The following is a 23,481-nucleotide window of genomic DNA, read 5'->3' as shown; positions in this document are numbered from 1 at the left end:
CTGGTCTTATGCTTGGGCCATGGCCGTACAGAGATCGAATGTTTCGATGGAGAACCTTCACGCATGTCCAATGACACACATGAGCCGCAATTAGAACAGAACCCCGCGGCGGGCCCCGACGGTCTGCGCCTGGCCACGCGTTTGCAGCACGCAGGTTATCAGCCACCTGCCGGATTCGACAGCGTGCAGCCGGCCACGCACCGTGCCTCCACCGTCATCTTCCCGAACGTGGCGGCCATGCGCGCGCGCGACTGGCGCCACAAGACCGGCTACACCTACGGCCTGCACGGCACGCCGACGACCTTCACGCTGGAAGCGCGTCTGGCCGAGATCGAGGGCGCCGCGCACTGCATGCTCTGCCCCTCGGGCCTTGCGGCCATCGCCCTCGTCGACCTGGCCCTGCTGGAACAGGGCGACGGCGTGCTGTTGCCGGCCAATGTGTATGGTCCCAGCCGCGAACTGGCCGAACGCCTTCTTGCCGGCCTGGGCATTCGCGCCAGCCTCTACGACCCGATGAACCCGGCCTCGGTGGAGGACTCGATCACGCCGCGCACCCGCCTGCTGTGGCTGGAGGCGCCCGGCTCGGTGACCCTGGAAATGCCGGATCTGCGCGGTCTCGTCGCCATCGCCCGGCGGCACGGCATCACCACCGCCATCGACAACACCTGGGCCGCCGGCCTGGCGATCAAGCCTTTCGATCTCGGCATCGACATCTCCATGCAGGCTCTCACCAAATACCAGTCCGGTGGGGCCGATGTGTTGATGGGGGCCGTGATGACCTGCAACGAGGCCCTGCACGAACGCCTGCTCTATGCCCATATGCGCCTGGGGCTGGGGGTGGGCGGGGACGACGCGACGCTGGTGCTGCGCGGCCTGCACAGCCTGGCCCTGCGTTATGCCGCGCACGACCGGTCCGCCCGGCGCATCGCGGCCTGGATGCGGGAGCAGCCCGAGGTTCAGGTCGTGCTGCACCCGGCGCTGCCGGGTAGCCCGGGCCATGCCCACTGGGTGCGCGACTGCAGCGGCGCAGCGGGACTGTTCAGCTTCACCTTTCAGCCGCAGGTCGATGCGCGGCGGGTCGATGCCTTCGTCGACGCGCTGCGGCTGTTCAAGATCGGCTATTCCTGGGGCGGCCCGATGAGTTTGGCCGTACCCTACGATGCGGCGACCATGCGCGGCGGGGCCTGGCCCTATGCAAGCCCGCTGGTGCGCCTGTGCATCGGGCTGGAAGATCCGGACGACCTGATCGCCGACATCGCCCAGGCCATGCGTGTGGCGTTGCGCTGAGTCGTCGACCCGGCAAGAATCATTCAGACCGACAAGGGAGAACATCATGGGTTTCCGCTCCATCCTGCTCATCGTGCTGTTCGCGCTGCTGGCCGCATTCGCGGCGTTGAACTGGGCCGCCTTCACCGCCAGCACCTCCCTGACGCTGGGTTTCACGTCGGTCCAAGCGCCGCTCGGTCTGGTGATGCTGGCCCTGAGCGCGTTGCTCGCGCTGGTTTTCCTCGGCTTCGCGTTCTATGTGCGCACCTCGGCCCTGCTCGAAGGCCGCCGGCAGATGAAGGAACTGCAGGCTCAGCGCGAACGGGCCGACAAGGCGGAAAGCTCGCGCATCACCCAGCTGCAGCAAAGTCTCGAAGCCGGTCTGAACCGCGTGGCCGAGCAGATGAACGCGCACAAGAACGAGCTGCTGGCCCGCATGGCCCAGCTCGAACAAACCCAGGCCCAGCTCATCACCGAAACCGCAAACGGCCTGTCCGCGGCCGTGGGGGAACTGGAAGACCGCATGGCGCGCAGGAACTGAGCTTGCAATATGCTCATCTCGCTGCGGCCGCTCAACACGCCGGATCGCGCGCCGCGCAAGGAGCCAGGCGCGGAATGTGACGGAAGCCGAGGGCCGGGCGCGTCATGCGATCTTCACGGCCGGGCCATGTCCAGACCATGGGGGTTGGATGGGGCGCCGCCAGACACGACCTATGCTGAGAAAAATAAATTCCAGGCGGTTGCGCGAGGGGATGTTTGTCCAGAAGCTGGAGGGATCCTGGATGGATCATCCGTTCTGGCGCAAATCCTTCCTGATTCAGGATCGTGCCGAAATCGAGTCCATCCTCGCCAGTGACATCGAGGAGGTATGGATCGACACGGACAAAGGCCTGGACGTCGCACACGAAAGCGAGAAGGGCACTCGGCAGCTCGACGCCGAAAACGGGACGACATCGCAGCAAGAGTCGGCTGTCACCGCGCCGGCGCGCAGTTCCATGATGGAGGAAATGGCCCGCGCGACACGGATCTACTCGCACTCCAAATCCATCGTGCGCACAATGTTCGCCGAGGCCCGTTTGGGCCGTGCCGTCGATCGGCACAGTGCCGAGAAGCTCGTCGAAGAGATCTCGCACTCGCTCGATCGCAATCCCTGGGCGCTCATCAGCGTGGCGCGTCTGAAGACCGCGGACGAGTACACCTATATGCATTCCGTCGCGGTTTGCGCCTTGATGATGGCCCTGGCGCGGCAACTCCGGTTCGACGAGGTTGAAACCCGCGAAGCGGGTCTTGCCGGCATGTTGCACGACCTGGGCAAGGCCCGGATTCCCCCCCAGATCCTCAACAAACCCGGGCGACTGAGCGACGCGGAATTCGAGGTCATCAAGCGCCATCCGGAGGCAGGCCACAAGCTCCTGCAAGACATGGGCGGCATCGGCGAGATGGCGCTGGATGTCTGCCTGCGCCACCACGAGAAGCTCGATGGCACCGGCTATCCCCACGGCTTGTCCAGCGAGAACATTTCCAAGTATGCGCGCATGGGCGCGGTGTGCGACATCTATGACGCCGTCACATCCAACCGGCCCTACAAGAAGGGATGGGACCCCACCGAGTCGCTCCGCAAGATGGCCACGTGGACGCAGGACCACCTCGATGAACGCATCTTTCACGCCTTCGTCAAAAGCGTGGGGATTTACCCGATCGGCAGTTTCGTACGGCTCGAATCCGGCCTCATGGGGGTGGTGATCGAGCAGGGGGAATCTTCCTTGCTGCGGCCCAAGGTCAGGGCGTTCTTCTCCGCCAAGGCACGCGCCTACATCATGCCCAAGGTGGTGGACCTGTCCCTCGCCGGCAACCAGGACCGCGTTGCCAGTCCCGAGAATCCGGCCACTTGGGGCGTGTCGAATGTGGAGGATTTTCTCGGCTAGCCTTGCAGACTCATTCCTTGGATTTCAGCCATTGAATGAATTCGGCATAAGGTTTGGGGCTGCCGGCTTCCCAGCCCGGAATATGCAAGGCCTTGTCCACGGCGTGCGAGGATCCGTCGAGGAAGGTCGAGCGCACCTTGTCCACGGTCTCGGCGGGGACGTCCGGGGCGGCCAGCAAGGCCCAGAAGGGCATGGCTTGGTGCGCCAGAATGATCCCGCCATGGGCCTGCCACTGCTTGGAGAAAAGCGGAGTGACGGTACCGATCACGGCCACGTGCGTGCTGGCCATGAGATCGGTGACGGCGTTTTGATATTGGGTGTAGACGATCGGCGGGACCTTGCCGCCAGAGCGCTGCAACCACATTTTCTGCGCCATTTTGTCGACCAGACTGCCCTTGCTCGCGGTCAACAGGACGGCTGCCGGCGACTTCCAGACATCGGCGACGGGGACGCAGGAGGCATGGCTCGATGCCTCGCTGGTACCCAAGATGACCAAGGTCGGGCCACCCAATAGCACCTGTCCCGGCTTGCCCGGGCAGGATTGGGCGATGAGATCGGTCCCGAATTCGACGGGAGGCTTCGCAGCGGCCACCAGTTTCCAGCCCTGGGAGAGAAGCGTGGCGGTGAGGTTGGGGGGCTTGCTGAACACGAAGTCGAAGCGTGCCCCGGCCTGCGCTTGTTTGGCCGTGTCGGCCTTGGCGTAATTGGCTTCCCAGATGACCTTGCGCCCGGTCGCGGTACCAATCATGTTGGCGAGCAGCTGTGCTGTGTTGAACACGGAGACCGCGTCTTCCTGCACGCGTCCGTTTTGGACCCCGAGCACCAGGGGCGGCGAGGTCTGTGCGGGGGCCGCTTGCGCACTGGTTGCCAAACCAAGCGCGCCCGCCAGGAGCCACCCTCCGAAACGCAGCCATGGGCGGCGGATTCGGGTGGCGATGGCGAGGGATAAGCGCGGCGCGGAACATGGAACTGCGTCGGCCGCGGTCTTGCGACCATGCGCCGGACGCAACGCATTGAAGCGATCTTGCATCATCCTTGTCTCCAATCTACTTTTATGAGCCGAATCTAATTCGGATGGGAGACATCGGGCCGGCGCCGCGTCGAGAAAATCGACGAATCGTCTACTTTTTCACGCTTTTCCGCTTGAATTTCGCGCGCGCTGCGAGATAAATACTGCGAGGACTATCCTCCAAGCCCATCCCGCGGGCTTGGAGCGGATGCGCTGCCATGCGCCGAGAAGCGGGCGCCGCGCAGGCGGCAAGCGTCAATCCTCGAACAAGCGCAGCGTACCGTCGAGGCCGCAGACGTTGAGCGCGGCGCCGGCTGCGTCGCGCACGGCGGGTTTCGCGTGGTAGGCCACGCTGAGGCCCGCGGCGCCCATCATCGCCAGGTCGTTGGCGCCGTCGCCGATGGCGATGGCCTGGCGCGGGCTGCAGCCGATGCGGGCACAGGCGTCGAGCAGGGCTTGGCACTTGGCCTCGGCGTCGACGATGGGGCCGATGACATGACCGGTCAGCCTGCCGCCCTCGATTCGCAGGGTGTTGGCGGCGACGAAGTCCAGCCCCAGGCGGCGCTGCAGACGCTCGGCGAACCAGGTGAAGCCGCCGGTGGCCAGCAGCACCTTGAGGCCATGGGCCTTGGCGGTCGCGATGAGAGTTTCGGCCCCGGGGTTGAGCCGCATGCGGGCGTACACATCTTCCAGCACGCTCTCGGGTGTGTCGGCGAGCAGGGCCAGGCGGCGGCGCAGGCTCTCGGCGTAGTCGGCGATTTCGCCGCGCATGGCGGCCTCGGTGATTGCGGCGATCTGGGCCTTGCGGCTGCTGGCCGCGCCCAGCTCGTCGATGGTTTCCATGGCCACCAGGGTGGAATCCATGTCCAGCACCAGCAGCTTGAAATCGGCCAGACGCAGTCCGGCGGGGACGACGGCCCAGTCGACGCCGTGTTCGGCGGCGATGGCCGGCATGAAGCTGCGCGCCACATGCGGATCGACGCCGAGGTCGCGCAGGCGTACGGCGTGCGTGCCCCAGTCTCCCGATGCGCCGGGCAGCTTTTCCAGCCCGAGAGGCTGGACGTGCTCGCTGATGCGCGCGACCAGATCGGGTGACAGGATCGATGCGGCGGGGACTTGCAGGACGAGGTGATGCGAGGTCATGGCGGGTGTGGTGTCGATGGGCAGAAGGGAATGGGATGTCATGCGCCGACGGGTTCGCTGCGCGGTTCGCCCAGCAGCCGCAGCGTGTCGCGCACGAGGCGGGCGCGCGCGGCGGCGTCCTTGGCGTCGCGTTCGATGCGCAGCTTGTCGTTGCCGGCCAGGCGGATATGGCGATGGTTCTGCACCAGCCAGATGATGCGCGCGGCGTCCACTGGAGGGTCGGTGCGGAACTGGATCAGCGTCTGCTGGTCGGCGGCGTCCACCTTGGTCACGCCGTAGCGTTGGGCGAGCAGGCGCAGGCGGTGGGTTTCCAGCAGGTTGAGCGCGGCCGCCGGCATGCGCCCGAAGCGGTCGACGATCTCCTCGGCCACCTCCTGCAGCCGGGCGTCGTCCGTCGCGCTGGCCAGGCGCTTGTAGAGCGACAGGCGGGCGTGCACGTCCGGGCAATAGTCCTCCGGCAGCAGCGCGGGTTCGTGCAGGTTGATCTCGGTGGTCACGCTCAGCGGGTTGAGCAGGTCGGGCTCGCGTCCGGCCTTCAGCGCCTTCACCGCGGCCTGCAGCATGTCCACGTACATCTGGTAGCCGATCTCCTGCACATTGCCCGACTGCGCCTCGCCGAGCGCCTCGCCGGCGCCCCGGATTTCCAGGTCGTGCATGGCCAGGTAGAAGCCCGAGCCCAGTTCCTCCATCTGGGTGATGGCTTCCAGGCGCTGCTGCGCGTTCTTGGACAGCGACTGCACATCGGGCACCAGCAGATAGGCATAGGCCTGGTGGTGCGAGCGGCCGACGCGCCCGCGCAGTTGGTGGAGCTGGGCCAGGCCGAACTTGTCGGCGCGGCTCATGACGATGGTGTTGGCGGTGGGCACGTCGATGCCGGTCTCGATGATGGTCGAGCACAGCAGCAGGTTGAAGCGCTGGGCGTGGAAGTCCCGCATCACGCGCTCGAGGTCGCGCTCGTGCATCTGGCCGTGGGCCACGTCGATGCGCGCTTCGGGCAGCAGCGCGGCCAGATCCTCGCGCCGGCGCTGGATGCTCTCCACCTCGTTGTGCAGGAAATAGACCTGACCGCCGCGCTTGATCTCGCGCAACACGGCCTCGCGGATCACGGCCTTGCTCTCGTTGCGCACGAAGGTCTTGATCGCCAGGCGCTTTTGCGGCGCGGTGGCGATGACCGAGAGGTCGCGCAAACCCTCCATGGCCATGCCCAGCGTGCGGGGAATGGGGGTCGCGGTGAGGGTGAGCATGTCGACCTCGGCGCGCAGGGCCTTGAGCGCCTCCTTGTGGCGCACGCCGAAGCGGTGCTCCTCGTCGACGATGACCAGGCCCAGGCGCTGGAACTTCACGTCGGCCGACAGCAGCTTGTGCGTGCCGATGACGATGTCCACCGTGCCCTCGGCCATCCCTTTCAGCGCGGCGCCGACTTCCTTGCTCGTGCGAAAGCGCGACAGCTCGGCGATGCGCACCGGCCAGTCGGCGAAGCGGTTGCGGAAGGTTTCCACGTGCTGCTCGGCGAGCAGGGTGGTGGGGGCCAGCACGGCCACCTGCCTGCCGCCCATGACCGCGACGAAAGCGGCGCGCAGCGCCACCTCGGTCTTGCCGAAACCCACGTCGCCGCATACCAGGCGGTCCATGGGCCTGGGCGAGATCATGTCCTGCACCACGGCGTGGATCGCGGCGCGCTGATCGGGCGTCTCCTCGAAGCCGAATCCGGCGGCGAAGGCCTCGTAGTCCTGCGCGGCGTAGCGGAAGGCGTGGCCGGGGCGCACGGTGCGCCGGGCGTAGATATTGAGCAGTTCGGCCGCGGTGTCGCGGATCTGCTCGGCCGCCTTGCGCCTGGCCTTGTCCCACTGTCCCGAGCCCAGGCTATGCAAGGGTGCGTTGTCGGGGTCGACCCCGCTGTAGCGGGCGATGAGGTGCAACTGCGCGACAGGCACGTAGAGCTGCGCGTCCTTGGCGTAGGCCAGGTGCAGGAATTCGGCCGGCCCGTCGCCCAGGTCCAGCGAGATCAAGCCCTGGTAGCGGCCGATGCCGTGCTGCTGGTGCACGACGGGGTCGCCGGGCTTGAGTTCCGACAGGTCGCGGATGAGATGTTCGACGTCGCTCGCGCGCTCCTGCTTGCGCGTCCGGCGCTGCGAGGGGCTGAGCGCGAACAGCTCGGTTTCGGTGAGCAGGGCGATGCCGGCTTGCGGCAGGGCGAATCCGGCGGCCAGCGGCGCAACCGTCAGGCCGAAGCGCGTATCGGCCCGCGCGAATCCGGCCCAGTCCTCGACAGGGCGCGGGTCCAGGTGGGCTTCGCGCATCAGCTCCAGCAGGGTCTCGCGCCGCCCGGGCGACTCCGCGCACAGCAGCACCCGCATGGAGCGCTTGGCCGCCAGGCCGTCGGTTTGCAGCCAGGCTTCCAGCCGGCGCAAGGGGTGTTCGCTGCGGCGCTCGACGGACACGTCCGGCAGCGCCTGGGCGGGCAGAATGCGCATCGCGCCAGCCGCGAAAGATGCATCGGGCGCCGGGGGGGATGCATCTGCGTCGTCCGCCTGCGGGGTTTGCGCAGCCGCAGGGTCAGTGCGCGGGGGTGCGGGTTGGGCATCCGCGGGAGGCGTCGGTTGCCGCAGGCCGAGTTGGGGCAGGGGCTTGATGCGCAGGAAGAATTCTTCCTCGCTCAGGTACAGCTCGCTTGGCGCCAGGGCCGGGCGTTCCGGGTCGTGGCGCAACAGGCGCCAGCGCTCGTTGGTGTCGAGCCAGAACTGGCGCATGGCGCCGGCCACGTCGCCCAGCAGCACGACGCCGGCATGGGGACCGGCGTAGTCCAGCAGGGTGGCGGTCTGCTCGAAAAACAAGGGCAGGTAATACTCGATGCCGGGGCCCGCCACGCCGTTGGCCATGTCGCGGTACAGCGGGCTGCGGCTGGGGTCGCCCTCGATGCGCTCGCGCCATTGGGCGCGGAAACGCTGGCGCGCGGCCTCGTCGAGCGGGAATTCGCGGCCCGGCAGCATGCGCACGGTCTCCACCGGGTACAGGCTGCGCTGGGTATCGGGGTCGAAGGTGTGGATGGACTCCACGGTGTCGCCGAAAAGGTCCACGCGCAGGGGCAGCGCGCTGCCCATGGGGTGCAGGTCCAGCAGGCCGCCGCGCACGGCGTACTCGCCGGGGGCCACCACCTGGGTGACATGCGCGTAGCCGGCCAGCACCAACTGGCTGCGCAGCGCCGCCTCGTTGATGCTCTGGCCCTTCTGAAAACTGAAGGTCGTGGAGGCGAGAAAGGATGCCGGCGGCAGGCGCTGCAGCGCCGTGGTGGCGGGAACCAGCACCACGTCCAGCCCGGTGCTGTGCAGGGTCCAGAGCGTGGCCAGGCGTTCGGAGACCAAATCCTGATGCGGCGAGAAGGCGTCGTAGGGCAGGGTTTCCCAGTCGGGCAGCACGCCGCAGCGCAAGCCGGGGGCGAACCACTGCATTTCGGCGAGCAGGCGCTGGGCGTCGGCCGGATCGCTGGTGACCACGACCCAGACCCCACGATCGTCCCCCGGATGACGCGACCTGGCCAACTCGGCCAGCAGCAGGGCATCGGCGCTGCCTGCGGGCTTGCTCAACCACTGGCGTTGGCCGGGCTTCAGCGCGGGAAGGTTCGGCGCGAGAAACTGAAGAAACGGGGTCGGGGCTTGGGACATCCCTAGAATTTTCGCAGGTGCGGCCTTCAGCCGCACGTCTCCAGGCAATGCGATGCCCATTCATGCTCTGATTCCCAGTGCCGGTTCGGGCACGCGCCTGCCGGGCGACAGACCGAAGCAATATCGGCGCGTGGCCGGCGCCGCCGTGGTCGCGCACACCGTGCGGGCTTTTCTCGATTGCGGCCGCGTCGACACCGTCACCGTGGTGGTGGCGCCGGGCGATGCGCGGGCACGCGGGGCGCTGCCGGCGCACGCCCGCCTGCGCATCGCCGAACAAGGCGGCGCGACGCGGGCGCAGACCGTGACGCAGGGACTGCGCTGGCTGCTGGGCCAGGGCGCGGACGCGAACGACTGGGTCCTGGTGCACGATGCGGCGCGCTGCTGCATCACGCCCGCGGCGATCGACGGATTGATTCACGCCTGCGAGAACGACGCCGTGGGCGGCCTGCTGGCCCTGCCGCTGCCCGACACGCTCAAGCAGGAGCGGCGTGGCGACGTGGCGCGCGCGGCCGCCACGCTGCCGCGCGCCGGCCTGTGGCTGGCGCAGACGCCGCAGATGTTTCGCCTCGACACCCTGCTCGCGGCGCTGGAACAGGCCGATCCGGCGGACATCACCGACGAGGCTTCGGCGATCGAGCGCATGGGCCTGCAGCCGCGGCTGGTGATGGGCAGCGGGGCGAATTTCAAGATCACCTATCCCGACGATCTGAGGCTGGCCGAGGCGCTGCTCGCCTCGCGCGCGGCGGGCGCGAGGAGCGCAGCATGAGCCGGGCCGCGATGGAGTGGCGTGTCGGCCAGGGCGAGGACATCCACGCGCTGGTCCCGGGGCGGCGCCTGGTGCTGGGCGGCGTGGAGATCGCGCATCACAGCGGCCTGCTGGGTCATTCCGACGCCGACGCGCTGCTGCATGCGATCACCGACGCCCTTTTGGGCGCAGCGGGTCTGGGCGACATCGGCACGCATTTCCCCGACACCGATCCGCGCTTTCGCGGCGCCGATTCCATCCAACTGCTGCGCGCCGCGCTGCATGCCGTGCAGGGCCGTGGCTGGCGGGTGGTGAACGTGGACTGCACCGTGTGCGCCCAGGCGCCCAGGCTCGCACCCTACCGCGACACGATGCGTACGGCCATCGCCCAGGCGCTGGGCGTGGAAAGCGAGCGCGTGAACGTGAAGGCGAAGACGGCCGAGCGCCTCGGTTTTGTCGGGCGGCAGGAGGGCATCGCCACCAGCGCGGTGTGCCTGTTGCAACGCGAAATTCACGCCGACTGACACATGCCGTCACGCGCTTGGGCGTGGGGCGCCGACAACGCCGGCTTGTCCGTGATGCGCCGCGGCATTACACTTTCACGCTTCGACGGTCTTCCAAGCGCTGCGCGATCCTTGTGTGTTCGACACAAGCCCGCTCGGCATCATCACAGACCGCGCGACAGAGTCTCGAGAGCAGGCCACAAGCCTGGCTGGAGAGGCGCCAAAGGTTTTTCGTTAGAGAAAATCATGGAGGTGAATATGGACATATCCAGCGCGGAAATCAAATCGGCCGCCACGGCCGCTTCTCAAAAACATGCCAACGGCACGACCGAAATCACGGGTGCCGAAATCGTCGTGCGCTGTCTGCAGCGCGAAGGGGTCAAGCACGTCTGGGGTTACCCCGGCGGCGCGGTGCTCTACCTCTACGACGAGCTCTACAAGCAAACCACCATCCAGCACGTGCTGGTACGCCACGAGCAGGCTGCGGTGCACGCGGCCGACGGCTATGCGCGCGCCACCGGCGAGGTGGGCGTGGCCATCGTCACCTCGGGTCCCGGCGCGACCAATGCCGTCACCGGCATCGCCACGGCGTACATGGACTCGATTCCGATGGTCATCATCACCGGCCAGGTGCCCACGCACGCCATCGGCCTGGACGCCTTCCAGGAATGCGACACGGTGGGCATCACGCGTCCCATCGTGAAGCACAACTTCCTGGTCAAGGACGTGAACGACCTGGCCTTGACCATGAAAAAGGCCTTCCACATCGCCCGCAGCGGCCGCCCCGGCCCGGTGGTGGTGGACGTGCCCAAGGACATCACGCGCAACCTGGCGCATTTCCATTATCCCGAGCACGTCGAGATGCGTTCGTACAACCCGGTGCGCAAGGGGCACGGCGGCCAGATCCGCAAGGCCGTGCAGTTGCTCATGCACGCCAAGCGCCCTTACCTCTACAGCGGCGGCGGGGTGGTGCTGGCGAACGCCTCGGACAAGCTGCGCCAGCTCGCCAAGCTGCTGGGCCTGCCGTGCACCAACACGCTGATGGGCCTGGGTGCGATTGCGGCGTCGGACCCGAAATTTCTCGGCATGCTCGGCATGCATGGCACCTACGAGGCGAACATGGCCATGCAGCACAGCGACGTGGTGCTGGCCGTGGGGGCGCGCTTCGACGACCGCGTCATCGGCAATCCCAAGGACTTCGCGCAGATCGAGCGCAAGATCATCCACATCGACATCGACCCGTCGTCGATTTCCAAGCGCGTCAAGGTGGACGTGCCCATCGTCGGCGACGTCGGCGAGGTGCTGGGCGATCTCATCGAGCAGATCGAGCAGCAGAAGGAGGCCGGCCACAAGCAGGACATGGCGGCACTGGCCACCTGGTGGGGACAGATCGAGGAATGGCGCAAGCGCGATTGCCTGCGTTACGAGAAGTCCGATCGCGTGATCAAGCCGCAGTACGTCATCGAAACCCTGTACGAGCTGACGAAAGACCGCGAAACCTATGTCTGTTCCGACGTCGGCCAGCACCAGATGTGGGCGGCGCAGCATTACCACTTCGACCATCCCCGGCGCTGGATCAATTCCGGCGGCCTGGGCACCATGGGCGTGGGACTTCCCTACGCCATGGGCATCAAGCTGGCCAAGCCGGACGCCGAGGCGGTGGTCATCACCGGCGACGGCTCGATCCAGATGAACATCCAGGAACTGGCCACCTGCCTGCAGTACGGCACCGGGGTGAAGGTGCTGCTGCTCAACAACCGCTACCTCGGCATGGTGCGGCAGTGGCAGGAAATCGAGTACGCGGGGCGTTATTCGCACTCGTACATGGATTCGCTGCCCGACTTCGTCAAGCTGGCCGAGGCCTACGGCCACGTGGGCATGCGGGTGGACAAGCCCGGGGACGTGCGCGCTGCCCTGCAGAAGGCCTTCGCGATGAAGGACCGTACCGTGTTCATCGACTTTGCCATCGACCCGACCGAGAACGTCTGGCCCATGGTGCAGGCCGGCAAGGGCATCACCAACATGCTGCTGGGGTCCGAGGACCTTTGATGCATGCGCCCGGCGCCGGACACGCGAGGCTGGCTCACGAGGTCGGCCGCGCATGCCGGGCGCCGGGCGGCATCGGAGACCCCTATCCTGTTCGTTCAACCACCATCACCCCTCAGAGCCAGGCGCCGCTTACCGGCGGCGCGCGAAGCCTGGGGTGGGAGATCGCATATGAAACACATCATCGCTGTCCTGCTTGAAAACGAACCCGGCGCGCTGTCGCGGGTGGTCGACCTGTTCGCCGCGCGCGGCTACAACATCGAGTCGCTGTCGGTGGCGCCGACCGAGGATGACTCGCTCTCGCGCATGACCATCGTCACCACCGGCTCGGACGAGGTGATCGAGCAGATCACCAAGCACCTCAACCGCCTGATCGACGTGGTCAAGGTGGTCGACCTCACCGAGGCCAACTACATCGAGCGCGAACTCATGATCATCAAGCTGCGCGCCGTCGGCAAGGAGCGCGAGGAAATGAAACGCATGGCCGACATCTTCCGCGGCCGCATCATCGACGTGACCGACAAGACCTACACCATCGAACTCACCGGCGACGAGGCCAAGCTCGACGCCTTCATCCAGGCCGTGGAACGCACCGCGATCCTGGAAACCGTGCGCACCGGCGCCAGCGGCATCAGCCGCGGCGAACGCGTGCTGCGGGTGTAACGGCATTGGGCATCGCAAACCTGGGCGGCCCCGCCCGACATTCCCACCGATTTCCAGAAAAGCATCGGGCCGTCCCCGCTTTTTTGGCAGCACATCGGGCGAAAGGTACGTGGGAATGCATCCATTCATCCTTTCGCCAGGAGGAGCTGAAATGAAAGTGTTTTACGACAAGGACTGCGATCTTTCCCTCATCAAGGGCAAGAAGGTCACCATCATCGGTTACGGCTCGCAAGGCCACGCCCACGCCCAGAACCTGAACGACAGCGGCGTGAAGGTCACCGTCGGTTTGCGCAAGGGCGGCGCGTCGTGGGACAAGGCCAAAAAGGCCGGTCTCACCGTCAAGGACGTGGACGAGTCCGTCAAGGGCGCCGACGTCATCATGATCCTGCTGCCGGACGAGAACATCGCCCAGGTGTACCGCGACCATGTCGAGCCCCATGCCAAGAAAGGCGCGGCGCTGGCTTTCGCCCACGGTTTCAACATCCATTACGGCCAGGTCACGCCGCGCGCCGATCTCGACGTGATCATGATCGCGCCCAAGGCCCCCGGCCACACCGTGCGCAACACCTACACCCAGGGCGGCGGCGTGCCCCACCTCATCGCCGTGGCGCAGAACGTGTCGAAAAAGGCGCGCGACCTCGCGCTGTCGTATGCCATGGCCAACGGCGGCGGCCGCGCCGGCATCATCGAGACCTCGTTCCGCGAGGAGACCGAGACCGATCTGTTCGGCGAGCAGGCCGTGCTGTGCGGCGGCACCGTGGAACTCATCAAGGCCGGTTTCGAGACCCTGGTGGAAGCCGGCTACGCGCCCGAGATGGCGTATTTCGAGTGCCTGCACGAACTCAAGCTCATCGTCGACCTGATCTACGAGGGCGGCATCGGCAATATGAACTACTCCATCTCGAATAACGCCGAGTATGGCGAATACGTGACCGGTCCGCGCATGGTGACCGAGGACACCAAGAACGCCATGCGCCAGGCGCTCAAGGACATCCAGACCGGCGAATACGCCAAGAGCTTCATCCTCGAAAACCGCGCCGGTGCGCCCACGCTGATTTCGCGCCGACGCCTCACCGCCGAGCATCCCATCGAGAAGGTAGGCGAGCAGCTGCGTGCGATGATGCCGTGGATCAAGGCCAACAAGTTGGTCGACAAGTCGAAGAACTGAGCGTGGCCTTGAACGGCACGGTTTTGCCGGCAGGCAAAACCGGCTTGGCCTGAACACCGGCCATCTGCGTTTTCGCGGATGGCCGTTTCTTCTCGTGCGGCAGATGCATGGATGGCCTTGCGCTGTCGTGATGCATGTGTTTCCCCCGACTACACTGCATATATGCACTATTCCCACCCCATTCTTGCCCGTGAAGGCTGGCCGTTCATCGGCGGCATCATCCTGATTTCTGCGCTGACCTGGCTGTTCGCCGGATTCTGGTGGTCGCTGCCGTTGTGGCTGGTGGCGATTTTCGTCATTCAGTTCTTCCGCGACCCGCCACGCCAGGTTCCGCAGGATCCGCTCGCCGTGCTGTCGCCGGCCGATGGGCGCATCGTCGCCATCGAACGCGCACAGGACCCCTACGCGCAACGCGAGGCGCTGAAGATCAGCGTGTTCATGAATGTGTTCAACGTGCATTCCAACCGCGCGCCGGTCACCGGCACGGTGCAGGCGGTGAATTATTTCCCGGGCAAATTCTTCAATGCCGACCTGGACAAGGCCTCGCTCGAAAACGAGCGCAACGCCGTGATCATCCAGAGTGGCGGCCGCACCGTCACAGCCGTGCAGGTGGCGGGCCTCATCGCGCGGCGCGTGCTGTGCTACGTCAAGCCCGGCGACACGCTGCAACGCGGCCAGCGTTTTGGTTTCATCCGTTTCGGTTCGCGGGTGGACGTGTATCTGCCACTGGACACCATGCCGCGCGTGTCGATCGGCGACAAGGTGTATGCGACCAGCACGGCGCTGGCGGCGTTTGCCGCAGACACGCCTGCCTGACGCGAGGAGGGTCCTGCCATGCCGCGCAATGTGACACGTTTTCCCAGTGCTCAAGCTTCCCGAGAACCGCCTCGCCGCCGGGAGGGCGACGAGGACGACGGACTGGACGCAGGCCTTCCCGATCCCGGGGAGGACTTGCACCGCTTGCCGCATCGGCAGCGGCGCGGCATTTACCTCTTGCCCAATTCCTTCACCGCGGCCGCGTTGTTCGCCGGTTTTTACGCCATCGTCATGGCCATGGGCCAACGCTACGACCTCGCCGCCACGGCCATTTTCGCCGCCATGGTGCTCGACAGCCTCGATGGCCGCGTGGCGCGCCTGACCCACACGCAAAGCGAGTTCGGCGCGCAGTTCGACTCCCTGGCCGACATGGTGTCCTTCGGCGCGGCCCCTGCGCTCATCATGTACCAATGGTCTCTGCACAGCCTGGGCAAGCTGGGCTGGCTGGCCGCCTTCGTCTACTGTGCGGGAGCGGCGCTGCGTCTGGCGCGTTTCAACACCAATATCGCGGTGGTGGACAAGAACTACTTCCAGGGCCTGCCCAGCCCGGCGGCGGCGGCTTTGGTCGCCGGCTTCATCTGGATCATGGCCGACTCGGACGTCATCGGCACCCACGTGCCCTGGGTCGCCTTCGCCATCACCGCCTTTGCCGGTCTGACCATGGTCACCAATGTGCCGTTCTACAGTTTCAAGTCCGTCAGCCTGCGGCGCAGCGTGCCCTTCATCACGCTGTTCCTCATCGTGCTGCTGATCGGCCTCATCGCCTATCGGCCGCCGCTGGTTCTGTTCGGCTTGTTCGTCATCTACGGCCTGTCGGGTTACGCCTTGTATGGCTGGCGGCGTTTCAAGGGCAAATCGGTCAGTGTCATTTCCACCTCCACCGACGAACCCGACGAGCGCGGCCTGCACCGCTGAATTTGCCCCCCTCATCCGGCCTGGGCATCCTCGGCGACCAAGCGGCTCGCCATTTCGCCGATCATCATGCAAGGCGCGTTGGTGTTGCCGCCAATGATGTTCGGCATGACGGAGGCATCGGCCACGCGCAAGCCGCCCACGCCACGCACGCGTAGTCGGCTATCCACCACGGCAGCATCGTCCGCACCCATGCGGCACGTGCCGACCGGGTGGTAGATGGTTTCCGCGTTGCCGCGGATATAGGCGTCCAGCGCTGCGCCGTCGCGCATATCCGGGCAGGGTTCTCGCCGGTTTGCGGCGAAAGCTTGCCACGCGGGCGCCGACAGGATGCGATGTGCCAGGCGAAGACCTTCGCGCAGCACGCCCAGATCTGCCGCATGGCTCAGATACATCGGGTCGATCCGGGGGGCCGCGCCGGCATCCGGCGAGGCCAGCGTGATGCGGCCGCGACTTAGCGGCCGCAACTGGCAGACATGCAGGGTGTAGCCGTAGCCCCAGACCAGCTTGCGGCTATGGTCACGCAGCAGCGTGGGCAGGAAATGGAATTGCACATCGGGCCGCCCGAGTCCGGCGCGGGTACGCGCGAAGCCGCCGGCTTCGGCCGCGTTGCCGGTGAGCATGCCGCGGCCCCGTTTGCGGAACTTCAGCGCTTCGCGCAGCAGGCGGGGGAGGGCGCCGAAACCCACGCCCACCGCAGCTGCCGTGCCGTCGCGCGCCGCGAGGGTGACATCGAGATGGTCCTGCAAATTAGCGCCGACACCCGGCAGATCGGTCACCGTGGCGATGCCCATGGCCTGCAGATGGGCGCCCGGCCCCAGCCCCGACAGCATGAGCAATTGCGGCGAATTCACGGCGCCGCCGCAGAGAATCACCTCGCGGCGTGCTGACAGGTTGCACTCGCGCCCGTGCCCGCGTACGCGCAAACCCACGGCACGGCGCCCATCGAACAGCACGCGCGTGGCCAGGCACTGCGTGCGCACCACGAGGTTGGGGCGCTGGCGTACGGGGTCGAGAAAGGCGCGGGCGGCGCTCCAACGCCGGCCATCGTGCTGCGTCACCTGGTACAGCCCCACGCCATCCATCGCGGGGCCGTTGAAATCCGAGCAACGGGGCAAACCCGCCTGCACACCGGCCTCCACGAAGGCCAGGCTCAGCGGATTGGGGTCCACCAGATCATGCACGTGCAACGGGCCGTCGCCGCCATGCAGGGCGTCCGCACCGTGCTGCTGCCGTTCGTGCTGCACGAAGATGGGCAGCACGTTCTGCCAGCCCCAACCCGGATTGCCCTCGGCGGCCCAGTCGTCATAGTCGCCGGGGTGGCCGCGCATATAGATCATGGCGTTAATGGAACTGCTGCCGCCCAGTGCCTTGCCTCGCGGCCAGTACAGGCGTCGCTCCTGCAGCGCGGCTTGCGGTTGTGTTTCGTAAGCCCAGTTGTAGCGCTTGCCGCGCAACAGCCCGGCTATGCCGAGCGGGGTGTCGATGAGCACCGAGCGGTCTTCAGGCCCGGCTTCCACCAGGCATACGCGCACAGCGGGGTCCGCGCTGAGCCGGTTTGCCAGCACGCAGCCCGCCGAGCCGGCACCCACGATGATGTAGTCGAACGACGGTTCCAGGTTCGGCATGGCGTCTCCCTTGCTGCGGCATGGCCGTTCAGTGCGTGGCTGCCGGCATTCACGGACTGCAGCCATCTTAGGCAATCGCATCAGACCGTCTCGAACACGGCGCGAAAGCTCTACGCCGGAGGGGATCTGCGTGGCTTTGGATGTGCAGACCGAAACTCCGGCCAGGATCGCTCGCTCTGGAAGCGGCGCGCGGCCTCAGCGCATAGGCAGCCGGTCATGGTCGTCTTCACATCCGAATGCCCCAGCAGTTCCTGCATGGTCCGGATGTCCTCGCCAGACTCCGGCAAGTACGTGGTAAACGCATGCCGCGTCATCGAGATCGGCGCGCCGCGCTGTGTCTTCCCGAAAGCGGTCGCTTGTGCCATGTCACCGTGCGCGGCGATACCGGCTGAAAAACTGCGTGTGCAGGCATTGATTGATTAAGCGCGCCATGGAGGGCGGCGGATCGAAGGATCCCTGGTCCGCCGCATGTCACAGCAGGCGAGGGTTTCTGTCGTGAGGACCGCGTGACAGCCCTGGCTTGCTTGTGAACCGCCCCGGGTTTTGAGGAGGCTCCAACCTTTGAGAAGATGGAGCCATGAACAAGACGAACAAGTTTTCCCCCGAAGTGCGCGAGCGCGCGGTACGCATGGTGCAGGAGCACCGAGGCGAGTACCCCTCGCTGTGGGCCGCAGTCGAATCCATGGCCCCCAAGATTGGCTGCGTGCCACAGACGCTGCTGGAGTGGGTCAAGCGCGAGGAAGTCGATACAGGCCAGCGCGACGGCCTGACGAGCAGCGAGCGTGAACGCCTCAAACAACTCGAGCGCGAGAACAAGGAATTGCGCCGGGCCAATGACATCCTCAAAGCGGCGAGTGCTTTTTTCGCCCAGGCGGAGCTCGACCGCCGTTTGAAGAGTTGAAGCGATTCATCGACCAGCACCGCCCCATGCACGGGGTCGAGCCCATCTGCAAAGTGCTGCAGATGGCCCCGTCGTGTTACTGGCGCCATGCCGCGCGTCATCGCAACCCCGAGTTGCGCAGCGCCCGTGCTCAGCGCGACGATGCGCTGGCTGCCGACATCCAGCGTGTGTGGCACGCCAACTGGCAGGTGTATGGAGCTGACAAGGTTTGGTTGCAGATGAACCGCGAGGGCAACCGGGTGGCGCGCTGCACGGTCGAGCGGCTGATGAAACGCCTGGGGCTGCAGGGTGCGCGGCGGAGCAAGAAGGTGCGAACCACGGTCCCCGACACTTGCACGCCGTGTCCGCAGGACCACGTCAACCGGGTGTTCAAAGCCGAGCGACCCAACCAGCTCTGGGTGTCGGACTTCACCTATGTGAGCACCTGGCAGGGCTGGCTGTACGTGGCGTTCGTCATCGACGTGTTTGCCCGACGCATCGTGGGCTGGCGCGTGAGCACATCCATGCAGACCGATTTCGTGATGGACGCGCTGGAGCAGGCTTTGTACGCGCGTCGGCCCGCTGCCCATGCCTTGGTCCACCATTCGGACAGAGGCGTGCAATACGTCAGCGTCAAGTACACCGAACGCTTGGCGCAGGCAGGCATCCAGCCCTCCGTGGGCAGCAAAGGAGACTCCTATGACAACGCCCTGGCCGAGACCATCAACGGGCTGTATAAGGCCGAATTGATTCACCGCCGCGGACCCTGGAAAACCAGGGAAGCCGTCGAACTGGCCACCCTGCAATGGGTGCACTGGTTCAACCACACCCGACTGCTCAAACCGATTGGGGGTATCCCTCCGGCAGAAGCTGAGGCAAACTACTGGCGCCAACAAGCCAGTCAACACGCCATTCCGGCATGACTTAAACCAACTAGCCTCCACGAAACCCGGGGCGGTTCACAAGCGTTCAATCTAGGGTTTGGACAGTTCGGCCCGAATTCCTTCGGGCCTTCCTTCGCTGACATGAGGAGAGTTCACCATGGCACAAAAGAAGATTCTGATCGCGGCGATTCGGTCACGTTGGCAGCGAATCGTCGATGCACATCCTCAAGCCCAATCAAGTCAGCGACGATGATTGGCATCCTGACCTGGCATACGTCATCAACGAGTCTCTCGAGATGACCCGTCAATGTGCGCCGCGCACGGTGATGCGCGATATCCGTCGAGCCAATTTGTCTCAATTGTTTACATCTGGCTGACGTCATCTGTCCGCTGCGGCCAAGCCGAGCCCGTTATGAGCGTCAATGAAGGCGTGGGCTTAGGCCATTCGGCCAATTCTTGGCGGGAAACCACCACGCAACGCTCGGAATCCTCCATGTCAAACAGCTCCCGGCCCGGCTTCTGGCATCGCCTCCACCTTGCATTCGGAGCCGCGGTTCTGATGGCCTTCGCCATGCCGGCGTGGGCCGATCCCCCCGCGCTGGTCGCGCGCATGGATCTGTTCGAAGGCACGGCAACCCTGCTGCCAGCCGGCAGCAGCACCTGGACCTACGCCAACATCAACCGCCCCCTGAGCGATGGCGATCAAGTCTGGATCGGTGCCGCAAGCCGAGCCGAGTTGGTGGCCGGTTCCACCGCTATGCGCCTGGGGGCCAACACCAGTCTGAGCGTTCTGGAATTGAGCGATGCCGCCACGCAACTCAAGCTCACCCAGGGGACGTTCGAAGTCCATCTCCGCGAACCGATGCAAGGGCGCTCGTTCGAGATCGACACCCCCAACCTGGCGTTCGACCTGCAAACACCAGGTGACTACCGCGTCGATGTGGACCCCGGCCAGAACACAACCACGGTCATCGTGCGCGCTGGAGAAGGCATCGCGTATGGGACAGGCGGCGCAAGCTACCCGGTCGGCAGGCGCCAGTTGGTCCGGTTCTCGGGGACGGCGCTGATTCCTGATGAGGCCGTTCTCAATCCCCCGTTCGATGGCTTCGACCGCTGGGTCGGCACGCTGAACCGGCGTGAAGGCGACTCGATCTCGGCGCGCTATGTCGGCACGGGCATGACCGGCTACCAGGGCCTGGATCAATACGGGCGTTGGGAAACCGATCCCCTGTATGGCCCGATCTGGGTGCCCACAGCCGTGGTTGCTGGCTGGGCTCCCTACCATGATGGACACTGGGCCTGGATCGCCCCCTGGGGTTGGACCTGGATCGATGACGAACCCTGGGGTTTCGCCCCGTTCCATTACGGGCGCTGGGCTTATGTCGGCAACGTCTGGGCCTGGGTGCCAGGGCCGGTGATCATGCGCCCGGTCTACGCGCCCGCGCTGGTGGCCTTCATCGGCGGTGGCGGTGGGTCTTGGAGCGTGTCGTTGTCGATCGGCGCACCCGGGATCGCTTGGTTTCCTCTCGCTCCAGGCGAAATCTACCGTCCGGTTTACGCCGCGAGTCCCACTTACGTCAACGCCATCAACCGCACAGTCATCGTTAATAAGACCGTCACCGTGGTCAACAACACCACAGTGATCAACAACATCCAGCGCAACGTCTACATCAACCAGCGGGTGCCCGGCGCGATCACGGCCATGCCGGCCGCCGCATTCGTGCGTGGCCGGCGAGTGCAGTATGCCGGCGCGCCCTTCCGTGCCGTGCACGTGACGGCAGCCCATGTGCTGTTCAGCCCCCCGATCGCCCCGGTGGAACAAAGTCTGGTGGGACACAAGCTTGCGGCACCACCTCCCCATGGGGCGTTCGAGCGCACCGTCTTCGCCACTCGCTCACCACCCCCGCCCCCAGCCTTGCATGACACCTTGGCGCAGCGCTTCAAGGCGCAAAACGGCACGGCTCCTGGCGCTGGTCATCCCTTGGTTTTGCATGTGCCGGCCCAGATTCAGAGCTTGGAACGCAGACAAAGGATTACCGTGATCCAGGGGCATGAAGCGGCTGAGAGCCAGCGCCCCATGCCTGCGCAGGATCGGGCCCTGCAATCTCAATCCCCGACCCATGCCCCTGACCTAGAACACCGCAACGCAGAGGTGCCACCGGGTCGGTTCGAGACGGAACCGAATCGTCGCGTCCTGAACGCCGTACCGCATCCAACTGGAAGTCCCATGCCCAGGCGTGACGAACAGCGTCAGCAAGCTTCACCACCCCACCCTCGATCCCAACAAGGCGGTGAGCGGCCGTTCAACACAGAGCCGATGCGCCCTGTGCAAAGCATCCGCCCGGAACTCCATGCACCGGCCAGGCGCCAAGTCCCGGTTGAACGTCCAGGCCCTGCGCAATTTGCGACGCATTCCAGCCACCCGCCTGAGCATGCAGAGGCTCACAACCGTCCTGAGAAGAAAAAATCTGAGCCGAAGTTGCCAGACTCAGCGGACCTACTACGGCCTTGACGCCCCGCCACTGACTTCTGACCGACAAGCACAACAGCCACCATGCGCAAGCTGTCCCACTACATCACTCGCACTGGGCCAACCATGCGTATATGGCTGACCCTCGGTGTCCTGTTCCCACTGCTCGTTGGCTGCGCAGCACAGGCACAGCCGCAAGCCCGCGCCGGCGATGCGGCTCTGAATGCCGCGGCACGCCTTCATCCCACCGTCTTTCTTGATCGCATTGGCTGGGGTGCCGACGCCGTGCAGTTGCGAGAGCTGTCGCAAATCGGTGCGACGCGTTTGTTGGACGCACAACTACAGCCACAGGCCCACCCCATGCTGCGGCCCGCTGTGCGCCGGCAACTGGAGAATCTGGAAGTCAACCTACCGCTGGAGCAGATCATTCCACCGTTGGTACGCGAGCAGCACGCCATCCACCTGGCTCAACGTGATGGCCAGACGACCGATGTTGCACAGACGCAAGCTGAACTGCAGGCGCTCAATCAGCGCAAAAACCAACTCACCCAGCAGGCCATGGCGCAGCAACTTCTGCTGGCGGTGTACGCCCCCAACCAATTGCAACAGCGCCTGACCTGGTTCTGGCTGAACCATTTCAATGTGTTTCGCGGCGGCAACATCGGGCCGATGATGGCGGACTACATCCAGCGCGTGATTGCGCCCCACGCGCTTGGGCATTTCCGTGACCTGCTGCAAGCCACGATGTTCTCGCCGCAGATGCTGCTGTATCTGAACAACGCGCAAAACGCGCGCGGCCATGTCAATGAAAACTATGCGCGCGAGGTGATGGAACTGCACACTCTGGGCGTGGGGGCCGGCTACACCCAGGCCGACGTCACCAACCTGGCGCGCGTGCTCACGGGCCTGGGCGTGGACTTGGCCGAGCGCCCTGTGCGTGTGCGCCCCGCACTACGCGATGAGCTCTGGCTGCGCGGTCTGGTCGTGTTCAACCCCGCGCGTCACGATCCAGACCCCAAGCTGGTGCTGGGCCAGACCTTGCATGGGCGTGGGCTGGACGAGATCAAGCAGGTCATCGCCCTGCTGGCTGACGACCCGGCCACGGCGCGGCATGTGAGCTTCGAGCTGGCGCAGTACTTCGTTGCCGACCATCCCGACCCGGTGATGCTGAACGCGATGGTGCGCACCTGGGCGCAGACGAACGGGGACATCGCCGCCGTGCTGCGCACCATGTTCACCAGTCCACAATTCGCCACCAGCTTGGGCGCGCCGCAGTTCAAGGATCCGATGCGCTATGTGGTGTCGGCTGTGCGTGCGAGCCTGGACGGCGGTGTCATCACCAATCCGCAGCCTCTCATCGGCATGCTTTACAAGCTGGGTGAGCCGCTCTATGGCCGGCAGACGCCCGATGGTTATCCGCTGAACAGCGGCGCCTGGGACAGCCCCGGGCAACTGACCATGCGTTTCGAAGTGGCGCGGCTGATCGGCGCTGGGGCATCCGCGCTGTTTGGCCCGCCGCCGCCCTTCCTACGCATGGACGCGACGGCGAATGCCGCCTCCACCATGCCGCAAACCAACGCAGTTCCACGTCCAGGCACTTACCCGCACCTGCCTCCGCCTGACCTTGCCCGCAGCGCTGTGTTCCTCGCGACCGAGCCGGCTTTGAGCCGCCCAACGCTGCAGGCCCTGGCCCAGGCCGACCAGCGGGTGAGCTGGAACGCGCTGTGGCTGTCTTCCCCCGAATTCATGAGCGACTGAACG

Annotated in this window: 18 protein-coding genes and 1 other annotated feature; of the genes, 13 read left to right on the top strand and 5 right to left on the bottom strand. The window is 65.6% G+C overall.

The window, feature by feature from the left end:
* Window positions 1–63: 63 nt before the first annotated feature.
* From THIARS_RS15705 to THIARS_RS15695, 3 genes are all read left to right on the top strand, one after another.
* Window positions 64–1,287, top strand: coding sequence for a cystathionine beta-lyase (locus tag THIARS_RS15705; protein ID WP_094161711.1), 1,224 nt, complete (start codon window positions 64–66; stop codon window positions 1,285–1,287).
* 46 nt (window positions 1,288–1,333) lie between these two features.
* Window positions 1,334–1,807 (top strand): hypothetical protein, encoded by a 474-nt coding sequence (locus THIARS_RS15700; RefSeq protein WP_094161710.1) that lies wholly within the window; start codon window positions 1,334–1,336, stop codon window positions 1,805–1,807.
* 148 nt (window positions 1,808–1,955) lie between these two features.
* Window positions 1,956–3,191 carry a cyclic di-GMP phosphodiesterase gene (locus tag THIARS_RS15695; protein WP_342747766.1) on the top strand — a complete coding sequence of 412 codons (1,236 nt, stop codon included), beginning with the start codon at window positions 1,956–1,958 and terminating at the stop codon, window positions 3,189–3,191.
* Between the two features lie 10 nt (window positions 3,192–3,201).
* On the opposite strand, the gene THIARS_RS15690 is transcribed toward THIARS_RS15695, so the two are convergent.
* From THIARS_RS15690 to mfd, 3 genes are all read right to left on the bottom strand, one after another.
* Window positions 3,202–4,224, bottom strand: coding sequence for a substrate-binding domain-containing protein (locus tag THIARS_RS15690; RefSeq protein ID WP_094161708.1), 1,023 nt, complete (start codon window positions 4,222–4,224; stop codon window positions 3,202–3,204).
* A gap of 231 nt (window positions 4,225–4,455) precedes the next feature.
* On the bottom strand, window positions 4,456–5,343 hold the full coding sequence (serB, locus tag THIARS_RS15685) for a phosphoserine phosphatase SerB (RefSeq protein ID WP_094161707.1): 888 nt from the start codon (window positions 5,341–5,343) through the stop codon (window positions 4,456–4,458).
* 38 nt (window positions 5,344–5,381) lie between these two features.
* Window positions 5,382–9,005, bottom strand: a complete 3,624-nt coding sequence (gene mfd / locus THIARS_RS15680) for a transcription-repair coupling factor (protein WP_094161706.1) — start codon at window positions 9,003–9,005, stop codon at window positions 5,382–5,384.
* A 52-nt stretch (window positions 9,006–9,057) separates the two neighbouring features.
* Here mfd and ispD point away from each other — a divergent pair, with 52 nt between their 5' ends.
* The 7 genes from ispD (at window position 9,058) to pssA (ending at window position 15,861) form a co-directional block, all read left to right on the top strand.
* Window positions 9,058–9,771: a 2-C-methyl-D-erythritol 4-phosphate cytidylyltransferase gene (gene ispD, locus THIARS_RS15675; protein ID WP_094161705.1), complete on the top strand. Its 714-nt coding sequence runs from the start codon at window positions 9,058–9,060 to the stop codon at window positions 9,769–9,771.
* Entirely contained in the window at window positions 9,768–10,274 is a 507-nt protein-coding gene (gene ispF / locus THIARS_RS15670) for a 2-C-methyl-D-erythritol 2,4-cyclodiphosphate synthase (RefSeq protein ID WP_245845946.1), read from the top strand. Before ispD ends, ispF begins: the two co-directional genes overlap by 4 nt.
* Before the next feature lie 237 nt (window positions 10,275–10,511).
* Window positions 10,512–12,302 carry an acetolactate synthase 3 catalytic subunit gene (locus tag THIARS_RS15665; RefSeq protein WP_094162186.1) on the top strand — a complete coding sequence of 597 codons (1,791 nt, stop codon included), beginning with the start codon at window positions 10,512–10,514 and terminating at the stop codon, window positions 12,300–12,302.
* A gap of 168 nt (window positions 12,303–12,470) precedes the next feature.
* A complete protein-coding gene (ilvN, locus tag THIARS_RS15660) occupies window positions 12,471–12,962 on the top strand; it encodes an acetolactate synthase small subunit (RefSeq protein ID WP_094161703.1) in 492 nt (163 codons plus the stop codon).
* Between the two features lie 151 nt (window positions 12,963–13,113).
* Window positions 13,114–14,130 carry a ketol-acid reductoisomerase gene (gene ilvC / locus THIARS_RS15655; RefSeq protein ID WP_094161702.1) on the top strand — a complete coding sequence of 339 codons (1,017 nt, stop codon included), beginning with the start codon at window positions 13,114–13,116 and terminating at the stop codon, window positions 14,128–14,130.
* 162 nt (window positions 14,131–14,292) lie between these two features.
* The gene (locus THIARS_RS15650; RefSeq protein ID WP_094161701.1) at window positions 14,293–14,946 is read left to right on the top strand and encodes a phosphatidylserine decarboxylase; all 654 of its coding nucleotides are present in this window, start codon (window positions 14,293–14,295) and stop codon (window positions 14,944–14,946) included.
* A gap of 102 nt (window positions 14,947–15,048) precedes the next feature.
* Complete coding sequence (gene pssA / locus THIARS_RS15645; RefSeq protein ID WP_425444265.1) at window positions 15,049–15,861, top strand: CDP-diacylglycerol--serine O-phosphatidyltransferase; 813 nt, start codon at window positions 15,049–15,051, stop codon at window positions 15,859–15,861.
* A gap of 11 nt (window positions 15,862–15,872) precedes the next feature.
* Here pssA and THIARS_RS15640 read toward each other — a convergent pair whose 3' ends face one another.
* Together THIARS_RS15640 and THIARS_RS15635 are read right to left on the bottom strand one after the other, a co-directional pair.
* The gene (locus THIARS_RS15640) at window positions 15,873–17,486 is read right to left on the bottom strand and encodes a GMC family oxidoreductase (protein WP_094161699.1); all 1,614 of its coding nucleotides are present in this window, start codon (window positions 17,484–17,486) and stop codon (window positions 15,873–15,875) included.
* Between the two features lie 110 nt (window positions 17,487–17,596).
* Window positions 17,597–17,800, bottom strand: a complete 204-nt coding sequence (locus tag THIARS_RS15635; protein WP_425444264.1) for a tyrosine-type recombinase/integrase — start codon at window positions 17,798–17,800, stop codon at window positions 17,597–17,599.
* A 263-nt stretch (window positions 17,801–18,063) separates the two neighbouring features.
* Between THIARS_RS15635 and THIARS_RS15630 the strand changes: the two genes are divergently transcribed.
* The 3 genes from THIARS_RS15630 (at window position 18,064) to THIARS_RS15620 (ending at window position 23,478) form a co-directional block, all read left to right on the top strand.
* A protein-coding gene (locus THIARS_RS15630) for an IS3 family transposase (protein ID WP_094159366.1) occupies window positions 18,064–19,289 on the top strand; the annotation gives its coding sequence in 2 pieces (ribosomal slippage) (window positions 18,064–18,343 and window positions 18,343–19,289; 1,227 coding nt in all).
* Window positions 18,342–18,458: a sequence feature (AL1L pseudoknot), on the top strand. It overlaps the preceding gene by 117 nt.
* Before the next feature lie 454 nt (window positions 19,290–19,743).
* Window positions 19,744–21,762 carry a DUF6600 domain-containing protein gene (locus THIARS_RS15625; protein ID WP_186436712.1) on the top strand — a complete coding sequence of 673 codons (2,019 nt, stop codon included), beginning with the start codon at window positions 19,744–19,746 and terminating at the stop codon, window positions 21,760–21,762.
* An 84-nt stretch (window positions 21,763–21,846) separates the two neighbouring features.
* Window positions 21,847–23,478 carry a DUF1800 domain-containing protein gene (locus THIARS_RS15620; RefSeq protein ID WP_094162185.1) on the top strand — a complete coding sequence of 544 codons (1,632 nt, stop codon included), beginning with the start codon at window positions 21,847–21,849 and terminating at the stop codon, window positions 23,476–23,478.
* Window positions 23,479–23,481: the final 3 nt, after the last annotated feature.

This window comes from Thiomonas delicata, from assembly GCF_900088825.1.
In the GTDB taxonomy this organism is placed as follows: Bacteria; Pseudomonadota; Gammaproteobacteria; order Burkholderiales; family Burkholderiaceae_C; genus Thiomonas_A; species Thiomonas_A delicata.
This window is presented reverse-complemented; position numbering and strand designations above follow the sequence as displayed.

Coding starts and splice junctions, on each gene's coding strand:
- THIARS_RS15705 (WP_094161711.1), top strand. CDS start 64: ATGTCCAATGACACACATGAGCCGCAATTAGAACAGAACCCCGCGGCG.
- THIARS_RS15700 (WP_094161710.1), top strand. CDS start 1,334: ATGGGTTTCCGCTCCATCCTGCTCATCGTGCTGTTCGCGCTGCTGGCC.
- THIARS_RS15695 (WP_342747766.1), top strand. CDS start 1,956: ATGGGGCGCCGCCAGACACGACCTATGCTGAGAAAAATAAATTCCAGG.
- THIARS_RS15690 (WP_094161708.1), bottom strand. CDS start 4,224: ATGATGCAAGATCGCTTCAATGCGTTGCGTCCGGCGCATGGTCGCAAG.
- serB (WP_094161707.1), bottom strand. CDS start 5,343: ATGACCTCGCATCACCTCGTCCTGCAAGTCCCCGCCGCATCGATCCTG.
- mfd (WP_094161706.1), bottom strand. CDS start 9,005: ATGTCCCAAGCCCCGACCCCGTTTCTTCAGTTTCTCGCGCCGAACCTT.
- ispD (WP_094161705.1), top strand. CDS start 9,058: ATGCCCATTCATGCTCTGATTCCCAGTGCCGGTTCGGGCACGCGCCTG.
- ispF (WP_245845946.1), top strand. CDS start 9,768: ATGAGCCGGGCCGCGATGGAGTGGCGTGTCGGCCAGGGCGAGGACATC.
- THIARS_RS15665 (WP_094162186.1), top strand. CDS start 10,512: ATGGACATATCCAGCGCGGAAATCAAATCGGCCGCCACGGCCGCTTCT.
- ilvN (WP_094161703.1), top strand. CDS start 12,471: ATGAAACACATCATCGCTGTCCTGCTTGAAAACGAACCCGGCGCGCTG.
- ilvC (WP_094161702.1), top strand. CDS start 13,114: ATGAAAGTGTTTTACGACAAGGACTGCGATCTTTCCCTCATCAAGGGC.
- THIARS_RS15650 (WP_094161701.1), top strand. CDS start 14,293: ATGCACTATTCCCACCCCATTCTTGCCCGTGAAGGCTGGCCGTTCATC.
- THIARS_RS15640 (WP_094161699.1), bottom strand. CDS start 17,486: ATGCCGAACCTGGAACCGTCGTTCGACTACATCATCGTGGGTGCCGGC.
- THIARS_RS15635 (WP_425444264.1), bottom strand. CDS start 17,800: ATGACGCGGCATGCGTTTACCACGTACTTGCCGGAGTCTGGCGAGGAC.
- THIARS_RS15625 (WP_186436712.1), top strand. CDS start 19,744: ATGTCAAACAGCTCCCGGCCCGGCTTCTGGCATCGCCTCCACCTTGCA.
- THIARS_RS15620 (WP_094162185.1), top strand. CDS start 21,847: ATGCGTATATGGCTGACCCTCGGTGTCCTGTTCCCACTGCTCGTTGGC.